General features: G+C 58.1%; 19 protein-coding genes. 16 read left to right on the forward strand and 3 right to left on the reverse strand.

Going from position 1 to position 26550, the window contains the following annotated elements; genetic code table 11:
• Nucleotides 1-195: 195 nt before the first annotated feature.
• Together AC1Q6I_RS04800 and AC1Q6I_RS04805 are read right to left on the reverse strand one after the other, a co-directional pair.
• Nucleotides 196-1350 (reverse strand): acyl-CoA dehydrogenase family protein, encoded by a 1155-nt coding sequence (locus tag AC1Q6I_RS04800; protein WP_023048089.1) that lies wholly within the window; start codon nucleotides 1348-1350, stop codon nucleotides 196-198.
• 61 nt (nucleotides 1351-1411) lie between these two features.
• Entirely contained in the window at nucleotides 1412-2278 is an 867-nt protein-coding gene (locus AC1Q6I_RS04805; protein WP_023048090.1) for an IclR family transcriptional regulator, read from the reverse strand.
• A gap of 236 nt (nucleotides 2279-2514) precedes the next feature.
• Between AC1Q6I_RS04805 and AC1Q6I_RS04810 the strand changes: the two genes are divergently transcribed.
• From AC1Q6I_RS04810 to AC1Q6I_RS04865, 12 genes are all read left to right on the forward strand, one after another.
• Nucleotides 2515-3300, forward strand: coding sequence for an enoyl-CoA hydratase (locus tag AC1Q6I_RS04810; protein WP_023628973.1), 786 nt, complete (start codon nucleotides 2515-2517; stop codon nucleotides 3298-3300).
• 3 nt (nucleotides 3301-3303) lie between these two features.
• The gene (locus AC1Q6I_RS04815; RefSeq protein WP_023048092.1) at nucleotides 3304-4845 is read left to right on the forward strand and encodes a 3-hydroxyacyl-CoA dehydrogenase; all 1542 of its coding nucleotides are present in this window, start codon (nucleotides 3304-3306) and stop codon (nucleotides 4843-4845) included.
• 9 nt (nucleotides 4846-4854) lie between these two features.
• Nucleotides 4855-6057: a 3-oxoadipyl-CoA thiolase gene (locus AC1Q6I_RS04820; protein WP_023048093.1), complete on the forward strand. Its 1203-nt coding sequence runs from the start codon at nucleotides 4855-4857 to the stop codon at nucleotides 6055-6057.
• Between the two features lie 26 nt (nucleotides 6058-6083).
• Entirely contained in the window at nucleotides 6084-7322 is a 1239-nt protein-coding gene (locus AC1Q6I_RS04825) for a CaiB/BaiF CoA transferase family protein (RefSeq protein ID WP_023048094.1), read from the forward strand.
• 56 nt (nucleotides 7323-7378) lie between these two features.
• Complete coding sequence (locus AC1Q6I_RS04830) at nucleotides 7379-8143, forward strand: electron transfer flavoprotein subunit beta/FixA family protein (protein ID WP_023048095.1); 765 nt, start codon at nucleotides 7379-7381, stop codon at nucleotides 8141-8143.
• Entirely contained in the window at nucleotides 8144-9088 is a 945-nt protein-coding gene (locus AC1Q6I_RS04835) for an electron transfer flavoprotein subunit alpha/FixB family protein (RefSeq protein WP_023662939.1), read from the forward strand. It begins immediately after the preceding gene.
• Between the two features lie 646 nt (nucleotides 9089-9734).
• Complete coding sequence (locus AC1Q6I_RS04840; RefSeq protein ID WP_024075428.1) at nucleotides 9735-11096, forward strand: purine-cytosine permease family protein; 1362 nt, start codon at nucleotides 9735-9737, stop codon at nucleotides 11094-11096.
• Nucleotides 11097-11249: 153 nt separating this feature from the next.
• A complete protein-coding gene (locus AC1Q6I_RS04845; RefSeq protein ID WP_031637015.1) occupies nucleotides 11250-12422 on the forward strand; it encodes a porin in 1173 nt (390 codons plus the stop codon).
• A gap of 499 nt (nucleotides 12423-12921) precedes the next feature.
• Nucleotides 12922-14295, forward strand: coding sequence for a group II intron reverse transcriptase/maturase (gene ltrA / locus AC1Q6I_RS04850; protein WP_049950174.1), 1374 nt, complete (start codon nucleotides 12922-12924; stop codon nucleotides 14293-14295).
• Between the two features lie 300 nt (nucleotides 14296-14595).
• A complete protein-coding gene (gene capB / locus AC1Q6I_RS04855; protein ID WP_033902868.1) occupies nucleotides 14596-16341 on the forward strand; it encodes a caprolactamase subunit beta in 1746 nt (581 codons plus the stop codon).
• A 35-nt stretch (nucleotides 16342-16376) separates the two neighbouring features.
• A complete protein-coding gene (gene capA, locus AC1Q6I_RS04860; protein WP_033902869.1) occupies nucleotides 16377-18467 on the forward strand; it encodes a caprolactamase subunit alpha in 2091 nt (696 codons plus the stop codon).
• A 97-nt stretch (nucleotides 18468-18564) separates the two neighbouring features.
• On the forward strand, nucleotides 18565-19524 hold the full coding sequence (locus AC1Q6I_RS04865; protein ID WP_033902870.1) for an AraC-like ligand-binding domain-containing protein: 960 nt from the start codon (nucleotides 18565-18567) through the stop codon (nucleotides 19522-19524).
• Between the two features lie 377 nt (nucleotides 19525-19901).
• Here AC1Q6I_RS04865 and csiR read toward each other — a convergent pair whose 3' ends face one another.
• On the reverse strand, nucleotides 19902-20621 hold the full coding sequence (gene csiR / locus AC1Q6I_RS04870) for a DNA-binding transcriptional regulator CsiR (protein WP_023048102.1): 720 nt from the start codon (nucleotides 20619-20621) through the stop codon (nucleotides 19902-19904).
• Nucleotides 20622-20813: 192 nt separating this feature from the next.
• Here csiR and glaH point away from each other — a divergent pair, with 192 nt between their 5' ends.
• The 4 genes from glaH (at nucleotide 20814) to gabD (ending at nucleotide 26272) form a co-directional block, all read left to right on the forward strand.
• Nucleotides 20814-21791, forward strand: a complete 978-nt coding sequence (gene glaH / locus AC1Q6I_RS04875; RefSeq protein ID WP_023628647.1) for a glutarate dioxygenase GlaH — start codon at nucleotides 20814-20816, stop codon at nucleotides 21789-21791.
• 84 nt (nucleotides 21792-21875) lie between these two features.
• Nucleotides 21876-23105, forward strand: coding sequence for an L-2-hydroxyglutarate oxidase (lhgO, locus tag AC1Q6I_RS04880; RefSeq protein ID WP_023048104.1), 1230 nt, complete (start codon nucleotides 21876-21878; stop codon nucleotides 23103-23105).
• 238 nt (nucleotides 23106-23343) lie between these two features.
• Entirely contained in the window at nucleotides 23344-24711 is a 1368-nt protein-coding gene (locus AC1Q6I_RS04885; protein WP_023048105.1) for an aspartate aminotransferase family protein, read from the forward strand.
• 109 nt (nucleotides 24712-24820) lie between these two features.
• A complete protein-coding gene (gene gabD / locus AC1Q6I_RS04890; RefSeq protein ID WP_024075423.1) occupies nucleotides 24821-26272 on the forward strand; it encodes an NADP-dependent succinate-semialdehyde dehydrogenase in 1452 nt (483 codons plus the stop codon).
• The last annotated feature ends 278 nt before the right edge of the window (nucleotides 26273-26550 follow it).

A 26550-nucleotide genomic window follows, 5' to 3' on the forward strand; every position in this document is an offset into this window, starting at 1 on the left:
GTTGGAATTCCAGTTTCGTGCAGCTACCCCGCAGTTCATCTGGGGGTAGGTTGACGGGAAGCTCGCAGGCTGAGGCTTTCGGGACCACACCAGTGGAACACGCACTCATGTCGAACAACTACCTTGAAGCCAGGATGTGGCGCTATTGAGTCTCGGCGCGACTGGAGCCCAACTGGTGTCAGAGCAGGTGCCGTGTCACCGCTGCGCTTCGCGGATCATGTTACGGGCGATAACCACCTGCTGAATCTGTGTGGTGCCTTCGTAGATACGGAACAGCCGCACGTCACGGTAGAAGCGCTCAATGGCGTACTCGCTGACGTAGCCGGCGCCACCGTGGATCTGCACGCAGCGGTCGGCGACACGACCGCACATCTCGGTGGAGAACATCTTCGCGCAGGAGGCTTCGGTACTGACGTTCTTGCCCTCGTCGCGCTTGCGCGCGGCATCCAGCACCATGCAGCGGGCCGCGTAGATTTCGGCTTTGCTATCAGCCAGCATCGCCTGGATCAGTTGGAACTCCGCGATGGGCTGGCCGAACTGTTTGCGGTCCAGCGCATAGTGCAGGGCATCGTCCAGCATGCGTTCGGCTGCGCCGACACTCAGTGCAGCGATATGCAGGCGGCCCTTATCCAGCACCTTCATCGCGGTCTTGAAACCAACGCCTTCGACGCCGCCTATCAACTGGCTGGCGGGCACTCGCGCATTTTCAAAGATCACGTCGCAGGTATGGGCGCCTTTGTGGCCCATCTTGTGGTCCGTCTTGCCCAGCGACACGCCGGGTGTGCCGCGCTCAACGATAAAGGCGCTGATACCGGAGGCGCCTTTGATTTCCGGGTTGGTACGGGCCATCACCGTGTAAATGCCCGCGTGTGGCGCGTTGGTGATGTAACGTTTGGTACCGTTGAGGATGTAGCTGTCAGCGTCACGCACAGCATTGGTTTTCAACGAGCCCGCATCGGAGCCGGCATCTGGCTCGGTCAGGCAGAACGAGCTGAGCAGCTCGCCGCTTGCCAGTTGCGGCAGGTACTGGTTGCGCTGCTCCTCTGTACCGTCAAGCAAAATGCCGATTGAGCCAATGCCGTTGTTGGTGCCGATGTAGGAACGGAAAGCCGGTGAGGTGCGACCCAACTCGAAGGCGATGTTTACCTCTTCCTCCATAGTCACGCCCAGGCCGCCATAGGCTTCCGGAATCGTTAACCCGAACAGGCCCATCTCGCGCATCTGATCGACGATGTCCTTAGGGATCGCATCCGTTTCAGCCACCTCGTTTTCCCGAGGAATCAGTACCTCACCGACGAACTGGCGAAGAGAATCCAGCAGAATCTGCAGGGTTTCGGTATCACGGATCATGTGCGCTCCTCTGGGCCCGGAAGTGGGCCGATGTAGTACGGTGCACCGTCACCCTGAAGGGTTACCGAGCGGCGGCGCCGATGTTGTTAACCATGTTGATCAGGCGAGGCCCGATATCGTCAGTGAGCTTGTCCCGTGGAAGCTGGAAGCTCGGTCCACCGCAGTTGAAGGTCAGTAACCCGAACTGCGGGTGTAACAGCGGCACGGCGACTGAGTTGACGTCGCGGTGCCACTCGCCGATCGATAGGCAAAAGCCGTAATCGGTGTAATCGCGAAACGCGCGATCCAGGCCCTTGCGGATCACCGGCCACTGTGCTGCTTCGCGTTGGCGCATGTGGTCGAGGAGAAACTCTCGCTCGCTCTCTGGCATCGCCGCCAGGCATGCGCGTCCCGCCGAGCTTTGCGCCAGTGGCAAGTAGCTGCCGATCTGCCGCCGCATCGTGGTATTGCCTTGGCCCTGAACGACGTCCAGGTAAACCATCTGCAGGCGATCCCGGGCCGCCATTGCCACTGCGGCTTGAGCGTGATTGGCCAGCTCTTCCATCAGCGGGTGCGCCACCGAGCGAATCGACAGATTCGACAGCATGGCGTAGCCGAACCCCAGCACACCGACATCCAGCTGGTACTTGCCCGAGTGCACCTCACGCTTGAGGCAGCCAAGGCGCATCAGGGTGTTGGTCAAGCGCGTCACGGTCGGCTTGGGTAGCCCGGTCATCCGCGCCAGTTCCTGATTGCCCAGCACGTTGTCGCGCGGGGTAAAGCACCGCATCAGCTCCAGCCCACGTGCCAGCGCAGTCACGAACTGGCCGCTGGTTTCGTCCTCACTCGACGCACTGGCCGGGTCGAGCATGCCCATCTTCAGTAAAGCGATTTCATCCGCTCCAGTGCTGCTCTCAGCCTTCTGCTGATCCGCTTTGTTGCGTGCCATGGTAGAACCTCATTTTTGGAAATTGCAAGCAAATAAAAGTACGTTTCGTCAGGCGAAATTATATTTGAGCCGAGATGAAATGCAAAACGCTCATTTTTAGATAGATAATATATTGATTAATAAAGAAATAATAAAATAGTTCAGATTTCTGATTTACATGAATTCGCGACCCTACCTATGATATCTCGTAAATACGAAATGCAATTTCGTATAGCGAAACGTGTTTAGAGGTGGGTATGAGTCACGAACCTGAATCTGTAGTGAACCTGGAAATTCGAGAAGACGGCGTTGCCGTCGTACGCATCGACCGGCCAGAAGCCAAGAACGCGCTCAATAGCGCGGTGCGTGAACAACTCGCCGAGCACTTTCGGGCACTGGCTCGCAATGGGCAGGTGCGGGCGATTGTACTTACCGGCGGTGACACCTGTTTTGTGGCCGGAGCCGATATCCGCGAGTTTGCCCAAGCGCGCCCGATTGAAATGTACCTGCGCCATACCGAGCTGCTGTGGGAAGCCATCTCCCGCTGCCCCAAGCCGGTCATCGCTGCAGTGAATGGTTTCGCCCTTGGCGGCGGCTGTGAGCTGGCCATGCACTGCGACATCATCGTCGCCGGCGAGTCGGCGCGCTTTGGCCAGCCAGAAGTCAAACTCGGCCTGATGCCGGGCGCCGGCGGTACTCAGCGTCTGATCCGCGCGGTCGGCAAGTTCCAGGCAATGCGCATTGCCCTTACCGGGTGCTTGGTCTCGGCCCAGCAAGCCTTGGCCATGGGCATGCTGAGTGAAGTGGTGGGCGACGAGCAGACCATTGTCCGTGCACTAGAGCTGGCCACTGAAATCGCCGCCTTGCCGCCGCTAGCCGTCGCGCAGATCAAAGAAGTGATGCTGGCCGGTGCTGACCTGCCGCTGGAGAGCGCGCTGGTGTTGGAGCGCAAGGCCTTCCAATTGCTATTCGATTCGAGCGACCAGAAAGAGGGCGCTCAAGCCTTCCTGGAAAAACGCAAAGCGATCTTCTCAGGAGAATGAGCGATGACACGTGAAATTAACCGGATGGCGGTTGTTGGCGCCGGAGTCATGGGTACAGGTATTGCTCAGATCGCCGCTCAGGCGGGCATTCGCGTCACGCTGTTTGATAGTCGCGAAGGCGCTGCGCAGGGCGCCCGCGAAAGCTTGAAAGGCACGTTGGACAAGCTGGTCGACAAAGGCAAGATTGCCAACGCCGATGCGCTGGCCACGCTCTCCCGCGTGCAAGTGGCGAGCGCCCTTACGGAACTGAGCGACGTCGACCTGGTAGTGGAAGCCATTATCGAGCGCCTCGACGCCAAGCAGGGCTTGCTCGCCGAGTTGGAAGCCGTGGTTGCCGATGACTGCATTCTGGCTACCAACACCTCATCGCTCTCCGTCACCAGCATTGCTCGCAATTGCCGACTTCCCCAACGCATCGCTGGCTTTCATTTTTTTAACCCTGTGCCGCTGATGAAAGTGGTGGAAGTCATCGATGGTCTGGCGACTGACCCGCAGGTAGGCGACAGCCTCCGAGCCCTGGCTGCCCGCATGGGGCATAGGGGTATTCGGGCGAAGGACACACCAGGGTTCATCATCAATCACGCCGGCCGTGCATATAGCACTGAGGCTTTGCAAATTCTCAAGGAAGGCGTAGCCGAACCCGCCGAGGTAGACCGTATCCTGCGCGAGGGTCTGGGTTTTCGCATGGGGCCCTTGGAGCTGTTTGATCTGACGGCTCTTGATGTTTCCCATCCAGTCATTGAGTCGATCTACAACCAGTTCTACCAGGAACCGCGGTATCGGCCTGCAGCGCTAACACGCCAGATGCTGGATGCCGGCTACGTCGGGCGCAAGGTCGGGCGTGGGTTTTACCGATACGCCGACGGCCAGATGATCGATCCACCCGCCGCACAGGCAGTACCTGCGCTGGAAGCATTTCCGCCGGTTTGGCTTGGCACTGAAAACCCCGAGGATCGTGCACGTTTCACCGAGCTTCTTCAGCAGGTGGGCGCGCGGGTCGAAGAGGGCACGGTCCCAAGCAGCGAGGCCCTGTGTTTGCTGGCACCTTACGGTCTGGATGCCACCGGCGCCGTCGGCCTGTTTGGCACCGATCCTGAGCGCACGGTGTGCATCGACCCGCTGCTGGATATCGCCCGCTACCGCACGCTGATGCTAAATCCCGCTACCCATGCCGACATGCGCGATGCCGCCCATGCGCTGTTGGGCCGCGATGGCGTGGGCGTCAGTGTGATCAATGACAGTGTCGGCTTTGTGGCCCAAAGGGTACTGGCCATGATCGTCAACCTGGCGGGCGATATCGTTCAGCAGCGTATCGCCAGTGTCGATGACCTGGATGAAGGCGTGCGCCGTGGTCTTGGTTATCCGCAAGGTCCGCTGGCCTGGGGCGATAGTGTCGGGCCCAAGCGTTTGCTCACCACTCTTGAACGCATGACCGAACTGACGGGCGATCCCCGTTATCGGCCGGGTCCCTGGCTGCGGCGACGGGCCGCCTTGGGCCTTTCATTGCGTCACAACGAACCACTCCCGACTGAACCTCAACGCTAGGATTTTCCCATGCTCGACGCCTACATCTTCGCGGGACTGCGCACGCCATTTGGCCGCCACGGCGGCGCACTCGCTTCGGTACGCCCAGACGACCTCGCCGCCCATGTGATCCACGAATTGCTCGCTCGCCACGCCATCCCTGGCGAAGCCATCGAGGACGTGATTCTGGGCAATACCAACCAGGCAGGGGAGGACAGCCGCAACATCGCGCGTCACGCCGCACTGCTTGCAGGCTTGCCCGTGACCGTACCTGGGCAGACAGTTAACCGCCTGTGCGCCAGTGGTCTGGCGGCGGTGATCGATGCCGCCCGCGCAGTGACCTGTAACGAAGGCGAACTGTTTGTCGCCGGCGGGGTGGAGAGTATGTCCCGTGCACCCTTTGTCATGGCTAAAGCAGAAGCGGCCTATAGCCGCGAACTGACGGTGTTCGACAGTACCATTGGCGCCCGTTTTCCCAACCCGAAGATCGTCGCCGAGTTTGGCAACGACAGCATGCCGCAAACGGGCGATAACGTGGCTCAGGAGTACGGCATCTCCCGTGCTGAGGCCGACGTCTTTGCTGCCGGCTCTCAGGCCCGTTATGAAGCCGCACGTAGCGCAGGTTTCTTTCAGGAAGAACTGCTCGCGGTCAGCGTGCCCACCGGGCGCAAGACGCCACCCAATGTGGTGGAGCAGGACGAGCACCCGCGCCCGCAATCGGACCTGATCGCTTTGGCTCGCCTGAATCCTCTCTCCGAAGGTGGTGTGGTTACCGCCGGCAACGCATCAGGCGTCAACGATGGCGCGGCGGCATTGCTGATTGGCTCGGCCGCGGCGGGCGAACGGCACGGCTTGGTTCCGATGGCGCGCATTCTGTCGGCCGCCGCCGTGGGTGTGGCCCCGCGCATTATGGGCGTCGGCCCGGTGGAGGCTATTCATAAGGCATTGGCTCGCGCGCAGCTCAGCCTGGCGGATATGGACATTATCGAGATCAACGAAGCGTTCGCCAGCCAGGTGCTGGGCTGCCTGAAAGGTCTGGGTGTTGCGTTCAACGACCCGCGGGTAAACCCACACGGTGGCGCCATCGCCGTCGGCCACCCATTAGGTGCATCCGGTGCGCGCCTGGCCCTGAGCACCGCTCGCGCGCTGCAACAGAGCGGCAAACGCTACGCTGTGGTGAGCCTATGCATCGGCGTGGGCCAAGGCCTCGCCATGGTGATGGAGCGTGTGTAAGTGCGCGCAAGCAAAGGTGAAATGAAATGGGTGCTTTGACTGGGTATCGCGTGCTCGACTTGAGCCGCATTCTGGCTGGTCCCTGGTGCGGCCAAACTCTGGCCGATCTGGGTGCCGAAGTGATCAAAATCGAACGGCCGGGCGCGGGTGATGACACCCGTGGCTGGGGGCCGCCATGGATGAAGGGGCAGAACGCCGAGTCCACCGGCGAGGCTTCTTATTACCAGTCCACCAATCGCGGCAAGTTGTCGGTGGCGCTAAACATCGCCAGCCCCGAGGGGCAGGAAATGGTGCGGGCCCTGGCTACCAGTTGCGACGTACTGATCGAGAACTACAAGGCCGGTTCCTTGGCCAAGTACGGGCTGGATTACGCTAGCCTCGCTGCGCTCAATCCACGCCTGGTGTATTGCTCGGTGACGGGTTTCGGCCAGACCGGGCCGCGCGCCGCAGAACCGGGTTACGACTTCATCATTCAGGGTATGGGTGGAATGATGAGCATCACCGGCGAGCGCGACGATCTGCCCGGTGGCGGCCCGCAAAAGGTAGGCGTTGCCTTCGCGGACCTGATGACCGGCCTGTACTCGACGGTGGCTATCCAAGCTGCGCTGCTCAGCCGAGAAAAGACCGGGCTTGGTCAACATATCGATATGGCGTTGCTGGATGTTCAGGTCGCCACACTGTGCAACCAGAGCCAGAACTATCTGGCTTCCGGCAAGCCGCCCGGGCGTTATGGCAACGCCCACGCCAACATTGTGCCGTACCAGGTGTTTCGCGCCAGTGATCGCGACTTCATCATTGCCTGCGGCAACGACTCACAGTTCGTCGCACTGTGCGACGCCATCGGCCTGCCAGAGCTGCCGAAAGATCCGCGTTTCGCGCGCAACGCCGACCGAGTCAGCAACCGCGAGGAGATCGTTGCCATCCTGTCGCGTCACTTTCTCGGAGGGCTCGCCGATGAGTGGGTAGGGCGCATTCACCCGCAGGGCGTACCGGTAGGGGCCATCAACAGCATTGCCCAGGCGCTGGACGAACCACAGATACTGGCGCGCAACATGCTGGTCAACATTCCCCATCCCTTGAAAGCCGACTTCGTCACGGTCGGCAGTCCGATCAAGTTGTCTCGCACACCGGTCGAGTACCTGCGCCCCGCGCCGATGCTGGGTGAGCATACCGATGAGGTGCTCAAGCGCCAGTTGGGTCTCGATGATGAGCGCCTGGCCGAGTTGAAGGCACAAGGCATCATCGAACAGCTTGGTGAACGCTGAACCTGCCATGCCCCGGCCAGCCAGCTTGCCGGGGCAATTTTTCCCATGGAGCCTTTATGAAAGTCCTCGTAGCGATCAAGCGTGTGGTCGATTACAACGTCAAGGTTCGCGTCAAGGCGGACAACAGCGGCGTCGATCTCGCCAACGTTAAGATGTCGATGAACCCCTTCTGCGAAATCGCCGTGGAAGAAGCCGTACGCCTGAAAGAGAAGGGCGTTGCCAGTGAAATCGTCGTGGTGTCGATCGGCCCGACGGCGGCGCAAGAGCAGCTGCGTACTGCTTTGGCCCTCGGTGCCGACCGCGCCATCCTGGTCGAGGCTGTCAAGGAAGAGGGTGCTGACGAGCTGAACTCCCTGGCCGTGGCCAAGCTGCTCAAGGCCGTGGTCGACAAGGAGCAGCCGCAGCTGGTGATCCTCGGCAAGCAGGCCATCGACAGCGACAACAACCAGACCGGCCAGATGCTCGGCGCGCTGACCGGCTTCGGCCAAGGCACCTTCGCCTCCAAGGTCGAAGTGGCGGGCGACAAGGTCAACGTGACCCGCGAGATCGACGGCGGCCTGCAGACCGTGGCGTTGAACCTGCCGGCGATCGTCACCACCGACCTGCGTCTGAACGAGCCGCGCTACGCCTCCTTGCCGAACATCATGAAGGCCAAGAAGAAGCCGCTGGAGGTGCTCACCCCGGACGCCCTGGGCGTTGCCACCGCGTCCACCGTGAAGACCCTGAAAGTCGAAGCGCCGGCTGCCCGCCAGGCCGGCATCAAGGTCAAGTCGGTGGCGGAACTGGTCGAGAAACTGAAGAACGAGGCGAAGGTAATCTAAATGACTATCCTGGTTATCGCTGAACACACCAATGCCGCCCTGGCGCCGGCCACTCTCAACACCGTGGCCGCTGCGCAGAAGATCGGTGGCGACATCCACCTCCTGGTTGCCGGTGCCGCCTGTGGCGCCGCCGCCGAAGCGGCTGCCAAGCTCGCCGGCGTGGCCAAGGTGCTGGTGGCCGACAACGCCGCCTTCGCCCATCAGCTGCCGGAAAACGTTGCGCCGCTGGTAGCTGCTCTTGTTCAAGAAGCAGGGGGCAAGGGTTACAGCCACATCCTCGCCGCCGCCACCAGCAACGGCAAGAACATCCTGCCGCGCGTCGCCGCCCAGCTGGACGTCGACCAGATCTCCGAAATCATCGCCGTGGAAAGCGCCGACACTTTCAAGCGGCCGATCTACGCCGGTAACGCCATCGCCACCGTGCAGTCTTCGGCGGCGGTGAAGGTGATCACCGTGCGTGCCACCGGTTTCGATCCGGTGGCCGGCGAAGGCGGCAGTGCTGTCGTGGAAGCCGTGGCCGTTGGCGGCGACGCCGGCATCTCGGCCTTCGTCTTTGAGGCGCTGGCCAAGTCCGATCGTCCGGAACTGACCGCGGCCAAGATCGTCGTCTCCGGCGGTCGCGGCATGCAGAACGGCGACAACTTCAAGCACCTGTATGCCCTGGCCGACAAGCTCGGCGCCGCCGTCGGTGCTTCGCGCGCTGCGGTCGACGCCGGTTTCGTGCCCAACGACATGCAGGTTGGCCAGACCGGCAAGATCGTCGCGCCGCAGCTGTACATCGCCGTCGGCATCAGCGGTGCCATCCAGCACCTGGCCGGGATGAAAGACTCCAAGGTCATCGTGGCAATCAACAAGGACGAAGAGGCGCCGATTTTTCAGGTGGCGGATTACGGTCTAGTGGGTGACTTGTTCGAGGTCGTGCCGCAGTTGCAGCAAGTGATCTGAAGCCCTAAAGGAATGTGTTGCAATACCTATAGAATTGTGCTATGCGTGCATACTCAAGTGGCGTGCGGGTTTCAGGGCTAATGCATTTGAAACATAGAGTTGACGTGCGGGAAAGACAATTTTTTGACTTACACGTTATGCGGTAAGTCTGATGCTTGAGCGTTTGAGCTTAGGCATTCTGGTTGTTTTCGTTATTCTTTGTACCCGGTTTTGTACCCGGTTTTGACTTCTTGTAGCATGTAGTGCTGGTTGCTGGCTTAGGGTGGTTGTGCCGAGATTGAATCGGCCTCGAGCCCGTCATTGAGTGCTTTGCTTGTAGTCCTACTGGCTTGAAACGTTTAAGCGCTATGTTGTCTGTCTGGCTATCACGCTGAGTGTAGGTGTTGTTAGGTGACTCGCTCGCTAATAACGCTCTCTCGGAAAGAGATGTAAGCCATAGCGTCATTGAGGTCTTTTATTCTGACTTGGACAGCCTGAGAGATTTTCTCATCGCTTTCCGCTGGAGGAGTTTCGTCTGGGTGGGCCATCTTCCAGAGAGCAAGAAGCTTCAGGTATGACAAAAGAGAGTGCGCTCAGCAGCAAGTGGTCGCCCGCCTGAAGTACTTATGATCATGACTCCACTCATTACAAAAACAAGAGAAGAGCCATGGCCGGAAACATCAAAAAACAGGTCGATAGTATCGACTACAGCACCGTCGCGGTTCCGGAAGAACACCGCATGAGCAAAGGCTCACTGACGATGGCTTGGTGGGCCATCTGCAGTGCTATGTTTTGGCTGGTGGTGTCCGCCACCCTGGCAATGAGCTTTGGTACGATGAATGCCATAATCGGCTTACTCTTGTCGGTCGTAACTTATGCGGCCATCAACGGGGTCATTGCCCGCTACGCCATTAAGACCGGATTATCGGTCGCACTCTTCTCCCGGGTGCTATTCGGACGCGCCGGCGCAGCACTGGCCACCCTGATTTTCTTCGCCACGGCGATCTACTACAGCGTGTTTGAAGGCTCGGTGATCGCCATTGCTATCCAACACTACGTGTCCGACATCACGCTCAATCAAGCCTACCTAATAGTGGTGCTATACAGCGTGCCACTGGTGTTCGGTAGCGTGCAGACCTGGCTGGATAAGTTCAATGGCGTGCTGCTGCCGCTCTACCTGATTGGTCTGATTGCCGTAGTAGCGATGGCCGTCGGTGAATACGGCTACAGTTCTGCCTGGTTGGAAATGGGGCCTGAGAGCGGGCCAGTAAGTAATGGCTGGTGGGACTGTTTCACCTATTTCATGGGAGTGTGGATTCTCATGATGTACACCTGGGACTACGCACGCTTCGGTCGTAAGCAGGACGCCAGCTACCACGCTAAATTTAACTTCGGCCTACCATTCTATATCTTCAGCTTTCTTATTAACGGTCTGGTCGGCATCTTTCTCGCCGCCACCATTCCCACAGAGGGCGGCCTGTCTGAGGTCTCGGTGGTGCTGGCCATTGTCGAGCTGATGGGTATCTGGGGGTTGTTGTTCGTTTGGGTCAGCCAGACCCGTATCAATACCGCAAATTTCTTCATGGCCGCTAGCAACATGCATGCGTTCTTCGGCCGTTTTGGCTTGGCGGCTGTGCCTTATATGGCATGGGCCGTAGTAGTTGGCATCGTGGTCTACACAATGATGTTGCTCAATGTGTTCAGCTACATTCTGCAAGCCCTGGCATACCAGAGCATCTTTGTAGTGGCTTGGGTAGCGATCGCTTTGGCGCATATTTTCTCGCCGAAATATACCCAGCTGTTCGAGGGCAATATTGAATTCGCTCTCGAACGAGTCAACGCCTTCAACCCGTGCGGCTTGATCGCCTGGTTCTTTGCCGCTGGCCTGGGGATAGTGCTGCTGAATTTCGGCGGAGCAACGCTGGCGACCTTCTCAGCGCCGGTGACCTTTGTCTGCGCGTTCGCCAGCTACTGGCTGCTACTCAACAGCGCCAAACGCAGCTGGTTTGTCCGCACCAGCTGCAGCTGAAACCAATATCGGCGCCCACCGGGCCGATGTATTCGGCTCCGGCAACTTGCTGCAGCTACCAAACCCGATCCAAAACTAAGCCGCAACACCGCAGCGGCTTAGTGCTGCGTAGCTGAAAAAAAGACTAACAATGCTAAGAGCCAATTCATGAAAATGATCAACCTGCACCCACAAGCAACTCTCATATTACTTCCATTGTTGGCATCGCTCGCGCTACCCGCAGGTGCGGTGGCTATCAATGACAACTTGGACATTGGCGGCGCCGTGCGTGCGCGTATCGACTACGACCCCGACCGGGATATCGAGAAGCTGAGTTTCGATACTGCCTTTCTCACCGCTACCTACAACTCCGATAGTTGGATCGGCGCGGCTAAATACCGTTTCTATGGCGACGCTTACCCTTTCGACTATACCGACAAGATCGGTGACATCGCCTTCGCCGAATATGCATGGATCGGCTACAAGTTCGATGAGTCGCGTCAGATTCAGGTGGGACTAAACAAGATTCCGTTCGGCCTGCTGCCCTATGCCGGCAGCACTTTCTTCTTGACCTTGGGCAGCGTGATCGGCCTGGAAGACATTGCGAACCTTGGTGTTAAATACATCCAGCAGCAGGATGACTGGAACTTCCAACTCGCTTACTACCTAAGCCCGGCTGATCAGGGTCAAGGTACAAGCCGCGGCGGGCGGACCTATGCAACCAGTGTTGCTACGGCAGATGACTACGTCGTCGACGGCAGCGATAACCACGAGCGCGACATCTTAGTCGGGCGTCTGGCCCGCAACCTAAAGCTTGGGAGCTGGCAGTCGGAGATCGGCGCCTCGGCATTGACCTCGACGCTGCAGAACCAGGACAGTCGTGATAGCGGCCGCCGAAATGCCCTAGCAGTCCACTACTCGGGCAAGAATGGCCCCTGGGGCGTGCAACTGCAAGCCACTCGCCAGGACATGAGCCCGGAGAATCCCGGCAGAGACAAGCTGGTTAGCTTCGGCAGCTTCGACGGCACCTTTAACGTTGCCGCCAAGGGTAACCTCTATGTAGCCGACCTCAGCTATGACATTCCTGGCTCACTCGGGTGGCTCTCTGGTGTCAAGGTTTACGGTAACTACAGCCTGTTCGACAAGGATGAGTCCAGCTTCGAGGATTCCCAGCGCTTCATCCTTGGCACATCTTTCTCGCTGAAAGACCTATGGATCGCCGTCGAGTGGTTGCACGGCAAGCACGATCCCTACATCGGTGGCGGTAGCTACACCCAGAGCCTGGGCGCCGGCGGTAGCGAACGCTGGGAAAACCAGTTGTATACCAATATCGGTTACTACTTCTGAGGCAATAAGCGCCCCTAGCAACCACTCACGCTCCTATTTTCGCCAGCCATGTGCTGGCGTTTTTTTATGGTGCGCCAGGCATGGCGCGTAGCGCCGTGACTGGCGCTGTCGGGTTCACTGTGGTGGTGAGCCTGGCGACTTGGAGGTGAAAGTCCTCTACACACCCGGCAAGGGGAAGTGTTAGCTGAAGGCAAGGGTGTCGCGGGCGACTGCGAATCTGAAGGAAGCCCGAGACAAAATGCTGGCCTGACGAACAGGAAGCGGATGAGGCGGCGCAGCGGGGTGAGGTGGCCATAATCGCCAAAGCCCGATACTTGCACGGAACGCTGCGACGTAGATCCGACAGGCATAAGCAGGAAGGTCGCGCGAATTACCCTGGGAGATCTGTACGCTTGCCATTGTGCTACCGATTGTCGAGAGGCGACGGGATGGGCGTGCAGAAGTCAGCCGAGGCCGTAGTAAGTGGCGGTCAACCACGCCATCAAGGGCCGAACAGGTCATGCCGCCAGTAGGCGTCAGCGTCTCGTCGATAACCGAAATGCAGAAATTTCTCCAAGAGAAGACTGTCACCCCGAGTCCCGGCCAGAGGCCGAGGATGACGCCTGACAGCGCAGAGGTATCGGCGGCGTCGGTGACGTGGATGAACGCGGAGCCGGACACGCTGATGGAGCGGGTGCTTGCGCCGCTCAATCTCAAGCGTGCGTATCAGCGCGTGGTCAGCAACAAGGGGGCGCCGGGTGCCGATGGCATGACGGTCGCCGACTTGGCAGGCTACGTGAAACAGTATTGGCCCATCCTGAAGGTCAGGCTGCTGGCAGGTGAATACCATCCCCAGGCAGTGCGGGCGGTCGAAATTCCCAAACCGCAGGGCGGTATGCGGCAACTGGGCATTCCCAGTGTCGTGGATCGCCTGATCCAGCAAGCCCTGCTGCAACAGCTCACGCCGATCTTCGATCCGCTGTTCTCGGACTATAGCTACGGCTTCCGTCCGGGCAGAAGCGCTCACCAGGCTGTCGAGATGGCCCGCACCCATGTGGCGGCGGGTCATAGGTGTTGCGTGGAACTCGATCTGGAGAAGTTCTTTGATCGGGTCAACCACGACATCCTGATGTTCTGTGTTGAGCGCCATGTCGAAGACAAACAGGTGCTCAGACTCATCCGCCGTTACCTCGAAGCGGGCGTCATGTCGGGCGGGGTTGTCAGCCATCGGCAGGAGGGGGCGCCGCAAGGCGGCCCGCTTTCGCCGCTGCTGTCGAACATCCTGCTCGATGAACTCGACCGTGAGTTGGAGCGGCGAGGCCATCGCTTCGTGCGCTATGCCGATGACGCGAACATTTATGTCCGTAGTCCGCGTGCTGGCGAACGAGTGCTGGCCAGTGTCGAGCGGTTCCTGAATCACCGTCTGAAACTGAGACTGAATCGGGACAAGAGTCGCGTGGCTGGGTCGTGGAAATGCGACTACCTGGGGTATGGGATGAGTTGGCACTCGCAGCCTAGACTGCGAGTGGCAACCATGAGCCTGCGCCGTGTGCGCGACCGTCTCAGGGAACTGCTGCGAGGGGTGCGGGGCCACAAGATGGCGAATGTCATCGAGCGGGTAAACCCGGTGCTGCGAGGCTGGGCAGGCTACTTCAAGCTCAGCCAGAGCAAGCGTCCACTGGAAGAGCTGGATGGCTGGGTCAGGCACAAACTTCGCTGTGTCATCTGGCGGCAATGGAAGCAGCCCTCTACGAGGGCGCGCAACCTGATGCGCCTGGGATTGAGCGAGGAGCGTGCCTGCAAGTCGGCCTTCAATGGCCGAGGCCCGTGGTGGAACTCAGGAGCGCCGCATATGAATCAGGCGCTGCCGAAGAAGCTATGGGACAGACTTTGACTGGTCTCGATACTGGATACGATCAATCGGCTTAACCGCATGGCCTGAACCGCCGTGTACGGAACCGTACGCACGGTGGTGTGGGAGGACGGCGGCCGTGAGGCCGCCTCCTACCCGATCGCAGCGTTCCGGCCTCCCGGCATTAGATCTTGAGTAGATGCACCAGTAGAAACAGTTCACTTCAGGCCAAAAAACGGTGCGCTTGAAGACAAGCCAGCCGCTAGGCCCGCGCGTAGCTTAGCGATGTGGGCAAGACATCCGTCACGCCTCCCCAGACAAAAACAAGATTTGTGGTGACCCATGAACATAGTAGACCCGATCACCCTGGCAGTCGTGCGCGGTGCGCTCGAAACAGCCCAGCGAGAAATGACCCTGACGCTGGAAAAGACCAGTCGCTCGAGCGTGTTCAACCTCGCCCACGACTATTCCAACGCACTCTTCGATCACCTCCCGGAAATGATCCTGCAAGGCCAGGACCTTCCTATTCATCTCGGTTCGCTTATCCCAGCGATGAAATGCGTTGCTGGCTTCTTCGGTGATGAGATTGCCGAGGGCGATGTTATTTATCATAACGATCCAGCCTACATGGGCAGTCATATCCTCGACTGCTGCATGTACAAACCGGTGTTCTATAAGGGCGAGCTGGTGTTCTGGACGGTCTGCAAGGGCCACCTGACCGATATTGGCGGCCCGGTACCGGCCGGCTACAACCCGGACGCAAAAGAAATCTACGCAGAGGGCCTGCGCATCCCGCCTGTCAAGTTGTGGGCCCAGGGCCAGCGCCGGGAAGACGTAATCAACCTGCTGCTGACCAACATGCGCGCCCGCGCCTATCAAGAAGGCGATCTGAATGCCCAGTACGGTGCTTGCAGCGTGGGCGAGCGTCACCTGATCGAGTTGCTCGATCGCTATGGCGTCGACCAGGTCCGAGCGTGCATTACCGAGCTGAAAGATATGGCAGACCGTCATATGCGCGCATTGTTGCGTGATGTGCCAGACGGTTTCTACAGCGGCACTGCCATTCTCGAAGACTCCGGTCATGGTCTGGGAGAATTGTCGATCACTGCCCAGGTGGAAATTCGCGGCGACGAGGCGCACGTTCTGATAGAGAGCCCGCCGCAGGTGCCTTACTTCATCAACTCCTACGCGGGCAATTCGATCTCCGGGGTTTACCTCGGACTGATGATGTTCGCCCAGGTGCCACCGCCCTACAATGAAGGCCTCTATCGCTGCGTGAGTGTAGACCTTGGCCCGTCCGGTACTCTGTGCAACGCCCAGGAGCCGGCACCGCACGTCAACTGCACCACTACTCCGATGGAAACCCTCGCCGATGCCGTGCGTCTGGCCCTTGAACAGGCGGCTCCGGAGCGTGTGACCGCCTCCTGGGGGCATGCCAGCGGGATCAATATCGCTGGGCACGACCCACGCAACAACAACGATGAATATGTGACCATGGTGCTGGCCTCGGTCATCTCCGGCGCTGGCGCTAACAAGGCTATGGATGGTTGGCCTGCTTGCGGCCCGCTGTGCTGCTTCGGCGCGCTGACGTCCGGCGATATCGAACTGCTTGAGTACTCCTATCCGGTACTGATACACCGCTACAGCCTGATGACCGACAGTGGTGGCGCCGGTGAATTCCGCGGTGGCTCTGGTACTCGCCTGGAGCTCGAGCCGCTGAAGCACGCCATGACCGTGGTCGGTTTCGGTGAGGGCCGGCAGCTGCCTACCGCCGGTGCGGCAGGGGCGAAGAATGTTCTGCTCGAGCCCAAGCTCGGCCGCTTGATCCATAGACATGTCGACGGTGAGGAAGACCATTACATCCAGAACACTCTGCTGACCGCACAACCAGGTGAGCGCGTAATCAACGTCAACCCGGGCGGTGGTGGCTATGGCGACCCACTACGTCGTCCGCTGGCCACGGTTCTAGCCGATGTGCGCAACGGCTTGGTCTCGATTGACGGCGCGCGCCTTGAATACGGCGTAGTGATTGACGGCAACGGCCAACTCGATGAAGCCGCAACCCACGCACACCGAGCCGCGCACTGAGCACAGCCCCTTTGAGCAATGCAGAGAATTCGAAAATGAGCAAACAACAATATCGCCTGGGCATCGATGCCGGCGGCACCTTCACTGATTTCATCCTCGCCGACCATCAGGGCAACGTGCAGTTGTTCAAGGCGCCGTCCACCCCACATGACGGCACCCTGGCCATACGCAACGGTCTGGCGCAAATCGCCGATGCCCTCGGCCGTACACCAGCCGAGATCATTGCCGACTGCGATCTGTGCATCAACGGGACGACTGTGGCGCTCAACGCACTGATCGAAAAGACCGGGGTCAAGGTGGGCCTGCTGTGTACCGATGGCCATGAAGACAGCCTGGAAATTCGCCTTGGCCACAAAGAAGATGGCCATCGCTATGACGCCACTTATCCACCGGCGCATATGTTAGTGCCGCGCCACCTGCGCCGTCCAATCGGCGGGCGTATTATCAGTGACGGCAGCGAGTTCAGCCCGCTAGACGAGGCGGCGATTCATGCCGCCATCGACTACTTCCGCGAACAACAGGTGCAGGCGGTGGCGATCTCCTTCGTCTGGTCGGTGCGCAACCCTAGTCACGAGCAGCGCGCTATGGCTATGGTGCGTGCGGCTTTACCTGACGTATTTGTCTGCAGCGGCCACGAGGTGTTCCCGCAGATTCGCGAATACACACGCACCTCGACAACCGTGGTCAACGCCTACCTTAGCCCAGTGATGGGTCGTTATATCGAACGCATCGACGCGCTGTTCGAGGAGCTGGGCGCGCAGCAGCCTACCCGCTATTTCCAGTCCAACGGAGGTCTGGCTCCTGGCGTGGTAATGCGTGAGCGGGCGGTCAACGCGATCAACTCCGGTCCGGCATCTGCCCCGCAAGCCGGCTTGTGCGTGGCCCAGCCATTCGGTATCGACAACGTAATCACCGTCGATATGGGTGGTACCTCGTTCGACATCACTCTTAGCAAAGGCGGTCGCACCAACTTCAGCAAAGACAGCGACTTCCTCCGTTACCGTATCGGCGTGCCAATGATTCAGGTGGAATCCCTTGGCGCCGGCGGTGGCTCGATCGCCCACCTTGACGACTTCGGCATGCTCCAGGTCGGTCCACGCAGTGCCGGGGCTAACCCCGGGCCTGTGTGTTATGGAAAGGGTGGGGTCGAGCCGACTGTAACCGATGCTAACCTGGCGCTCGGTTATCTGGCTGATGGTGCACTGCTCGGTGGCAGCATCCGTCTAAATCGACAAGCCGCGATCGATGCGATCCGCAGTAAAATTGCCGAACCGCTGGGTATCAGTGTCGAGCGCGCGGCCGTCGGTATCATTACCCTGGTTAACCTGAGCATGGTTAGTGGTATCCGCCGCGTGTCCATTGAGCGTGGTTATGATCCCCGTGACTTCGCCCTGATCGGTGCCGGTGGTGCAGCGGGCATGCACGTGATGCGACTAGCTGAGGAAATCGGCAGCAAGGTTGTGCTGATTCCCAAGGTGGCTTCGGGGCTGTGCGCCTTCGGCCAGATTCTCTCTGACATCCGCTATGATCAGCTGACTACTTTGCCGATGCGTTTGGATGACGAGTTCGTCGATTTGGAGCAACTAAACCAGGCCCTGCAGCAGTTACGCGAGCGTGGTATGACGAACCTGCGAGACGATGGTTTCGGTGGTGACAATCGTATTGAATGCCAGTACAGCCTGGAGATTCGTTACCTCGGACAGATCCACGAGTGCAGCGTCGAACTGAGCTGCGACCGGCTCGACCGTAGCAGCCTGGCGGCCCTGCGCGAATCCTTCCACCAGCGGCACAAGGCGCTGTTTTCCTTCAGTGAGCCTAACAGCCCGGTCGAACTAGTTAATCTAGAGTGCTCGGTGATCGCGCGGTTACAGCGTCCACCAATGCCTGAACTTGCAACCCCGCTCAAGGCAACGGCCGCGATTCCGGCTGGTCATCGTCCGATGCTGTTCAATGCGCAAGACGATTGGCAGGACACGCCTGTGTACAACGGCGACCGCATAGAAGTAGGGCAGATTATTCAAGGTCCCTGTGTGATTGAGGAAGCGACCACAAACATCGTTGTTCCACCGGGCTGGCGGGTCAGTCTGGATCCCTCGGCCACATATGAACTGACTCCCGGTCATTGACCGTCAGGGATTTTTAACAAAGGATTGTGTAACAACGGCACCGACGGCATTCACCGTTGGTGCCGCCCTCATAATAACTACAAATTGAGGACCTTTCATGACAGATCAATTGTCTACGCGGTATTGGCCTGAGGGAGAAAGGCAATCGCGTTGGGCCGAAGCCATCGGCAATACATATTTTCCATTGTCGTTGGAGTTCAATTCCAGCGCCATTTTCCAAGGCAGCCTGAAAATTTGGAAAACGGGCAGTACGCCGTTGGCGTTATCGCGCCTGCGCTCCAGTCAGCTAGGCTATTCGCGCAGCGAGAGCCAGGTTAGCGAAGATACTGAACCCTGTTACCTTGTAACAGTGCCGCGCCTTACCGAAGTACACTTCGAGCAAGACGGTCGTGAGCTCCATTGTAAGCCAGGTGGGTTCATCTTCGAGCGAGGCGATGCGCCTTATCGTTTTCACTACTCCTGCGACAACGACCTTTGGGTATTCAAGCTGCCTGAGCGCGCGCTACATGGACAGATACGTGGAGCCGAGCGCTACACCCGTTTCTGTTTCGAGGCTCGGCGTGGATTGGGACGAATTTTTGTTGATCAACTGGCGATGTGTGCCGCGCGCTTCGACGAATGCGATGCGGATGCCCGTCATATGCTGCTGGAACAGGTGCTTTCGACGTTGTTAATGGCTCTGCGCCAAGATGAGCGCGTCCTTAATAGTGAGAGTTCGAGTCTAGCTGCCCTGCATTTGCAGCGTATCGAGCACTACATCGACCGAAACTTGTGTTCAGCTGAACTAAACCCGCAGCATATTGCTCAGGCCTGCGGCTTATCGGTTCGCTATTTGCATAAATTATTTTTCAGTACGCCCTACAGTCTCGGTGAATGGATTCGCCTGAAACGATTGGAGGCTGTATATCAACGCCTACGTGATCCCCACTGCCACCTATCAATCGGTGAGCTGGCATATCGTTGGGGGTTCAGTGATCAGGCACAATTTTCCCGGCATTTTCGCCAGCACTTTAGTTGTACTGCCAGTGAAGCCCGAGCCGTTTCGTTAAAGCCGTAGCCGGTTACTTTATTGTCAATGTGCTCTGGGGGATTAGAAGTCACTCGGCGTAGCTCCCCATAAAGGCTCCACGCCTTTTCACCGTTGCGGGAGTACCAGTTATATATCGGCGTCTGATATTCCATACGGGCGCTAACTTGGGTAAGCCTTTGTCGTCTGCATTGGCAAACTCATGCGTAGCTGGTGTTGCTGATCAAGCCAAGCTTATTGTTTTAGGTTCACGCGAGCGGGCTGAGAGCGGCGCAGGCTTCACAAGCGTAAGACGGAACCATGCTAGGTGCAAAGCTATGGTGTTGGGTAGTAATTGCTTCAGGTCTGTCCTGCAAAAAACATGCTGAAATTCCGCAGGCACCCCCTCTAAGGGCGAGACACGGTAACTATCCCATGATTTCAGGGGCGGACTGGGATGCTCTCAGGTTGCTGTTGCGCATGATCCCTTCGATGATCGGTACTGGTGTCATCAGATGAGCCTGCATCATGGCGCTTGCTCGCGTTGCGTCACGGGCAAGGATAGCTTCTACCAGTTCGCTGTGCTCTTGACGTTTCAGGGACAAGGCCTCCTCGGATAGCACCGTGCGCCGCAGCCACAGCTGGCGATAGCGCTCGGCCTGATCGAACAGATAGGCGCGCGCCTGCAGCAGGTGTCTAGACCCACAGCCGGAGGCTATAGCTGTATGGAAGGCCTTGTGTCGGGCATCCCATATTTCCAGCATCTGCTCCTGGGTCTTGACCTCCATTACCTTGGCCAATGTATGCGAATAGGCCAACACCTGGGCCTCCCAGGCGTCATCGCCGCGTTCGATGGCGAGCTTAAGTACCAGCGCTTCGAGATTGGCCCGTGCGTCATAGATGTCCTGCATTTCGCTCAGCGACATAGGAGCGACGCGGTAGCCACGCTGACTGATAGCTACTACCAGATTTTCCGCAATCAGATGCGATAGCGCTTCACGCAGAGGGCCTACGCCTAGGTCGTAGCGCTCCTTAAGCGCAGTCATTCGCAGTTTTTCTCCGGGCTTGAACATGCCCTGAATTATGTCCCGCTTGAGCCACTCATAGCCGCTGACTGCTGAGTTTTGGCGGGGGGCGAGCGTATCCATAAACCATGCTCCTCAACGGGTTTTATCCATCATACGCAACTGCAGAAATATTTACTAAGTGGAGATGCAGTTGCCGAGTGTCGCTATTTTATAAAAGCGTAGACATTTTTATAAAATAGCTATATTTTTAGTCCGGCTGTTCTGGTAAATCTCGGGGCGGCGTACAGACAATTTTTTCGTCAGGACTCTGCCATGAATGCCTTTACCCAGCTCAAAGATCTTGTGATGCCGCTACCGACCGCCGTTAAGGGGTTTTCTCTTTCACCCTCCGCTCAGTCGCCCCGTTTGTTCGAGCTGACCTTCACTAAGGCGACGATAGAGGCTTTCTGTGTAGCAGTGGCCGAGTGGCCGGTGCAGGCGCTGGAATACAAGTCCTTCTTGCGATTTCGCTTCGCCAAAATTCTTGACGATCTCTGCGGTAACAGCCTGCGCCCGGTGCTACTCAACGCCCTAATGGATCGTGCCACCGGAGGGCTGTTAATCAAGCAGGAGGCCCTGAATGATGTGGCACAAGCTGATGATATGGTCAAATTCTCGACTGCTGTGGCCCACCTGCTGGGGCGGTCGAACTTTGATGCGATGAGCGGCCAGTTCTACGCACGCTTCGTGGTCGAGAACGTCGATAATTCGGACAGCTACCTGCGCCAACCTCACCGGGTAATGGAGTTGCACAACGATGGTACTTTCGTCGATCAGATCACCGACTACGTGCTGATGATGAAGATCGATGAGCAGAATATCGAAGGTGGCAACTCGCTGATCCTGCATCTGGACGACTGGGAGGATCGCCATGCTTTCTTCCATCATCCGCTAGCACGGCGCGTCATGCGCTGGACCGCGCCGCCGAGTAAAAGGGTCGATACGGACGTGTTCCATTCGATCTTTGATGTCGACGCCGAAGGGCGGCCGACTATTCGCTATATCGATCAATTTGTTCAGCCCAAAGACTTCGACGAGGGCAACTGGCTGACCGACCTGTCTATCTCCCTGGAGGGCAGTAAACAGAAGCTTTCCGTGCCGGTGCCAGTTGGCTGCTTCCTGCTGATTAATAACCTGTATTGGCTGCATGGCCGCGATCGTTTCACCCCTCACCCTGGGCTGCGCCGTGAACTGATGCGCCAGCGCGGTTACTTCAGTTACCCCAAACTCGGCCATCAGCAAGGCCAATAATTGCCATTAATTGAACAGGGGCTGCGCGGTTTAGCCCTTGTCGTTTGTCCACGGGGCAAAACAGATCGAGTAGAGGTGATAGCGGTGTACGATTTTGTGATCATCGGGGGCGGCATTATCGGCATGTCGACTGCCATGCAATTAATCAAGGCCTACCCAGAGTCGAAAATCTTGTTGCTCGAGAAAGAGTCCGGGCCAGCTAAGCATCAGACGGGGCACAATAGCGGGGTCATCCACGCCGGCGTCTACTACACGCCGGGTAGCTTGAAGGCGAAGTTCTGCCTGGAAGGCAACCGTGCTACCAAATCGTTCTGTAACGAGCACGGCATTATCTACGATGAGTGCGGTAAGTTGCTGGTCGCCACCAATGAGGTGGAAATGCAGCGCATGCGCGCGCTTTGGGAGCGCACTGCAGCCAATGGTCTGGAGCGCGAGTGGCTGTCTGCGGAGCAACTGAAGGAACGCGAACCGAACATCACCGGAATCGGCGGGATCTTCGTGCCCTCCAGTGGTATCGTTAACTATGCCGAGGTCACCGCTGCCATGGCTCGCGAGTTCCAGAGGCACGGTGGCGAGATTCGCTACGACAGCGAAGTCATCGGCCTGGAAGAGCGCGCCACGGAGATGCGGGTTAAAACCCAGCATGAAGAAGTCATTGCACGCTTTTTGGTGACCTGCTCGGGTCTGATGGCCGACCGCATTGTATGTCTACTGGGCTTAGATCCTGGCTTTAGCATTTGCCCGTTCCGTGGCGAATACTATTTGCTGCCTGAGCAGCACAACCGGATCGTCAATCACCTGATCTACCCGATTCCCGATCCCTCCATGCCGTTCCTCGGCGTGCACCTGACGCGAATGATCGACGGCAGTGTGACAGTCGGTCCCAATGCTGTGCTGGCACTCAAGCGTGAGGGCTATCGCAAGCGTGACATATCTTTGTCCGACACGTTCGCAATGCTCACCAATCCGGGCATTCTTAAAGTGCTCAAGGACAATCTGCGGCCCGGCCTGATCGAGATGAAAAACTCGCTGTTCAAGCGTGGTTATCTACAGCAAGTACGCAAGTACTGCCCCAGCTTAACGCTGCAGGATCTCAAGCCTTACCCGGCCGGCGTCCGCGCCCAAGCGGTTTCAGCGGACGGCAAGTTGATCGAGGACTTCCTGTTCCGCAATACCCGCCGTAGCGTCAACGTCTGCAATGCACCATCGCCGGCGGCTACCTCTGCAATTCCCATAGGCGCCTACATCATCAAGCAGATTGATGCACAGCTGCAGGGGCTACCCAGGTTTGTAAAAAACCAACATCCCGCATGAGGCAGTGCGGGGCGAATTCGGCAGTGCACTGGAACGAACAAGACTGTGCGCAAGACGACAAGCCCCGCACCGGCTCAGTCTAATAGGCTATCGGCTAGTGCACTTAACGTCCCCGAGCCAAGTCATCGTTACTGAACTCGTTACCGAATTGAAGTGTGTGATTGTGATCAAAAGCCGGATGCCTACTTATAAGGCTACTCCCAGAAACCATGCTTGTTAGTCATATTGAGAGCGCCCCATGAACCAGTCAGTATCCTCGCTGCCAGAAAAAGACATTCAGTATCAACTGCACCCCTACACCAATGCTCGCCTTCATCAGGAGCTTGGCCCGCTGATCATCGAGCGCGGGGAGGGTATCTATGTTTATGACGATCAGGGCAAGGGTTATATCGAGGCGATGGCTGGGTTGTGGAGCGCCGCGCTTGGCTTTAGCAATCAACGTCTGATCAAGGCAGCTGAGCAGCAATTCAACACCCTGCCGTTTTATCACCTGTTCAGTCACAAATCGCATCGCCCGAGTATCGAGTTAGCCGAAAAGCTGATCGAGATGGCGCCGGTGCCTATGAGTAAGGTGTTCTTCACCAACTCCGGTTCCGAGGCTAACGATACTGTAGTGAAGATGGTCTGGTACCTCAATAACGCTCTAGGCAAACCAGCCAAGAAGAAGTTCATCAGTCGGGTCAACGGCTACCACGGCATCACCGTCGCCAGCGCAAGCTTGACTGGCCTTCCAGGCAACCAGCGCGGTTTCGACCTGCCGCTTCCAGGCTTCCTGCATGTCGGCTGCCCGCACCATTATCGTTTCGCCCTTGCCGGTGAAAGTGAAGAGCATTTCGCTGACCGCCTTGCCGTCGAGCTCGAGCAGAAGATTCTCGCCGAAGGCCCGGAGACTATCGCAGCGTTCATTGGCGAGCCATTGATGGGCGCTGGCGGTGTCATAGTGCCGCCTCGTACCTACTGGGAGAAGATCCAGAAAGTTTGCCGTAAGTACGACATCCTGGTTATCGCCGATGAGGTAATCTGTGGATTTGGGCGTACCGGGCAGATGTTTGGCAGCCAGACCTTTGGTATCCAGCCGGACATCATGGTGTTATCCAAGCAACTGTCATCTTCTTATCAGCCGATAGCGGCGATTCTGATCAATGCCCCAGTATTTGAGGGCATCGCTGATCAGAGCCAAGCGCTTGGCGCGCTTGGGCATGGGTTCACCGGCAGCGGTCATCCGGTAGCTACTGCCGTGGCCTTGGAGAACCTGAAGATTATTGAAGAGGAGAGCCTGGTCGAGCATGCGGCGCAAATGGGCCAGTTGTTGCGCAGCGGCCTACAGCATTTCATCGATCATCCCTTGGTGGGCGAAATTCGCGGTTGTGGACTGATCGCTGCGGTAGAACTAGTTGGCGATCGCGTGAGCAAGGCGCCGTATCAGGCGCTAGGCACCCTCGGACGCTACATGGCCGGCAGAGCCCAGGAACACGGCATGATTACTCGCGCCATGGGTGATGCCGTGGCCTTCTGCCCGCCGTTAATCGTCAACGAACAGGAAGTCGGAATGATTGTAGAGCGCTTTGCCAGGGCGCTGGACGACACCACTCAGTGGGTTGGTTAGATCAATCCGGGGGAGGAGAGAATTGCTTTTATGTGGCTCTCCTCGGCTTAAATTCATAGCTTGGAAAATAGCTGAGCAGCACTGAATGCAGTCTGCGAAGGAGCACGCCATGCAACTCAAAGATACCCAATTGTTCCGCCAACAGGCTTATATCGACGGAACCTGGTTGGACGCGGACAGCGGCCAGACCATTCAGGTCACCAATCCGGCCACCAACGAAGTTATGGGTAGTGTGCCGAAGATGGGGGCAGCGGAAACCCGTCGAGCCATCGAAGCAGCAGATCATGCCCTGCCAGCCTGGCGTGCACTGACAGCTAAAGACCGCGCCAACAAACTGCGCCGCTGGTTTGAACTGATGATTGAAAACCAGGACGACCTGGGTCGTCTCATGACCATGGAGCAAGGTAAGCCACTTGCCGAAGCCAAGGGCGAAATTGCTTTCGCGGCGTCCTTCCTTGAGTGGTTCGCCGAAGAAGCCAAGCGCGTGTATGGCGACGTAATTCCCGGCCACCAACCGGACAAACGCCTGATCGTGATCAAACAGCCCATCGGCGTAACGGCAGCGATTACACCCTGGAACTTCCCGGCAGCCATGATCACCCGTAAAGCCGGCCCGGCCCTGGCCGCCGGTTGTACCATGGTGCTCAAGCCAGCGTCGCAAACGCCTTATTCGGCGCTGGCGTTGGCAGTGCTGGCCGAGCGTGCCGGGATCCCCAAAGGCGTGTTCAGTGTAATCACTGGCAGTGCTGGCGAAGTCGGCAGCGAACTGACTAGCAACCCGATCGTGCGCAAGTTGAGCTTTACTGGCTCCACCGAAATTGGTCGCCAGCTAATGGCCGAATGTGCCAAGGACATTAAAAAGGTGTCGCTAGAACTGGGCGGAAACGCGCCGTTCATCGTATTCGATGATGCCGACCTTGATAAGGCAGTGGAAGGCGCACTGATCTCCAAATACCGCAACAATGGCCAGACCTGCGTGTGCGCCAACCGCCTGTATATCCAAGACGGCGTATACGATGCCTTCGCCGAGAAGCTGAAAATCGCGGTAGCTAAGTTGCAGATTGGTAACGGTTTGGACGAAGGTATCACCACCGGCCCTCTGATCGATGCCAAGGCGGTGGCCAAGGTCCAGGAGCACATTGCCGACGCCATTAGCAAGGGTGCCAAGCTACTCGCTGGTGGTAAGCCGCACGCCCTCGGTGGCACTTTCTTCGAGCCGAGCATCCTCATTGACGTACCGAATAACGCCGCCGTAGCCAAGGAAGAAACCTTCGGTCCGCTGGCGCCGCTGTTCCGTTTTAAGGACGAGGCCGACGTGATCGCGATGTCCAATGACACCGAGTTCGGCCTGGCCTCGTACTTCTATGCCCGCGATATGGGGCGCGTGTTCCGTGTGGCCGAAGCCCTAGAATACGGTATGGTCGGCGTCAATACTGGGCTGATCTCCAATGAAGTTGCGCCTTTCGGTGGTATCAAGGCATCCGGCCTGGGTCGCGAAGGATCCAAGTACGGCATTGAGGATTACCTGGAGATCAAGTACCTCTGCCTGGGTGGTATCTAAGAGCCCGGCGAATAGGCACGTGATTCTCGCTCAGGCCCCACTTGGCGAGCATCATTAATCTTGGCCCGGTCTATAAAACCCGGGCATGCTACATCGGTTGTGGCGCAGACAAAGATTGACGCGGGCTATTTCTACGTCACCGTCTACTTCTCACGGCTGTTGCCGCGCAACCAGAGTCTGGAGGCCTGTATCCGCGTCGACAGCGCCCCCTGTTCGAGCTAGGTGCCTAACATTTCTAACGATTGAGCGTTGCGCGGAGTCCTACACCTAGGCTCTGC

The sequence above is a fragment of the Pseudomonas sp. MPR-R2A5 genome (assembly GCF_058793055.1).

Coding starts and splice junctions, on each gene's coding strand:
- AC1Q6I_RS04800 (WP_023048089.1), bottom strand. CDS start 1,350: ATGATCCGTGATACCGAAACCCTGCAGATTCTGCTGGATTCTCTTCGC.
- AC1Q6I_RS04805 (WP_023048090.1), bottom strand. CDS start 2,278: ATGGCACGCAACAAAGCGGATCAGCAGAAGGCTGAGAGCAGCACTGGA.
- AC1Q6I_RS04810 (WP_023628973.1), top strand. CDS start 2,515: ATGAGTCACGAACCTGAATCTGTAGTGAACCTGGAAATTCGAGAAGAC.
- AC1Q6I_RS04815 (WP_023048092.1), top strand. CDS start 3,304: ATGACACGTGAAATTAACCGGATGGCGGTTGTTGGCGCCGGAGTCATG.
- AC1Q6I_RS04820 (WP_023048093.1), top strand. CDS start 4,855: ATGCTCGACGCCTACATCTTCGCGGGACTGCGCACGCCATTTGGCCGC.
- AC1Q6I_RS04825 (WP_023048094.1), top strand. CDS start 6,084: ATGGGTGCTTTGACTGGGTATCGCGTGCTCGACTTGAGCCGCATTCTG.
- AC1Q6I_RS04830 (WP_023048095.1), top strand. CDS start 7,379: ATGAAAGTCCTCGTAGCGATCAAGCGTGTGGTCGATTACAACGTCAAG.
- AC1Q6I_RS04835 (WP_023662939.1), top strand. CDS start 8,144: ATGACTATCCTGGTTATCGCTGAACACACCAATGCCGCCCTGGCGCCG.
- AC1Q6I_RS04840 (WP_024075428.1), top strand. CDS start 9,735: ATGGCCGGAAACATCAAAAAACAGGTCGATAGTATCGACTACAGCACC.
- AC1Q6I_RS04845 (WP_031637015.1), top strand. CDS start 11,250: ATGATCAACCTGCACCCACAAGCAACTCTCATATTACTTCCATTGTTG.
- ltrA (WP_049950174.1), top strand. CDS start 12,922: ATGCCGCCAGTAGGCGTCAGCGTCTCGTCGATAACCGAAATGCAGAAA.
- capB (WP_033902868.1), top strand. CDS start 14,596: ATGAACATAGTAGACCCGATCACCCTGGCAGTCGTGCGCGGTGCGCTC.
- capA (WP_033902869.1), top strand. CDS start 16,377: ATGAGCAAACAACAATATCGCCTGGGCATCGATGCCGGCGGCACCTTC.
- AC1Q6I_RS04865 (WP_033902870.1), top strand. CDS start 18,565: ATGACAGATCAATTGTCTACGCGGTATTGGCCTGAGGGAGAAAGGCAA.
- csiR (WP_023048102.1), bottom strand. CDS start 20,621: ATGGATACGCTCGCCCCCCGCCAAAACTCAGCAGTCAGCGGCTATGAG.
- glaH (WP_023628647.1), top strand. CDS start 20,814: ATGAATGCCTTTACCCAGCTCAAAGATCTTGTGATGCCGCTACCGACC.
- AC1Q6I_RS04885 (WP_023048105.1), top strand. CDS start 23,344: ATGAACCAGTCAGTATCCTCGCTGCCAGAAAAAGACATTCAGTATCAA.
- gabD (WP_024075423.1), top strand. CDS start 24,821: ATGCAACTCAAAGATACCCAATTGTTCCGCCAACAGGCTTATATCGAC.